Below are 322 nucleotides of genomic sequence, written 5' to 3' on the forward strand. Positions count from 1 at the left end.
GTGGAACTTGTCGAAACGCGCCGTCACCGCTCCGGACCCGTCCACCGCCAGAAGGCTGTTGTAGTAGCGCCGGTCGCCGTCCGGGCCGAGCCCGGCGCGCGGCGCGCCGGTCACGACCAGCCCGCCCGGCGGCGTCACCGCGCCGAGCGCCTGGCGCACCTGGGCGTCCTGCTCCAGGAACAGGGGCACGGCGGTTTCCGCCCAGATGACGTGGGTCACCGGCTCGGCCGAGGGCGCCGCCGACAGGGCGAGCTGGGCCTGGATGTTGCGGTCGCGCTCCGCCGGGTCCCATTTCAGGGACTGTTCGATGGCCGGCTGGACC

At 74.2% G+C, this 322-nt stretch carries 1 protein-coding gene; it reads right to left on the bottom strand.

Annotation, left to right across the window (positions count from 1 at the left end):
- A partial coding sequence (locus tag JT719_RS24445; protein WP_207436405.1) for a carbon-nitrogen hydrolase family protein occupies window positions 1-322 on the bottom strand: 322 nt, incomplete at both ends.

This window comes from Sabulibacter ruber, assembly GCF_017355955.1.
GTDB lineage: Bacteria > Bacteroidota > Bacteroidia > Cytophagales > Hymenobacteraceae > Nibribacter > Nibribacter ruber_A.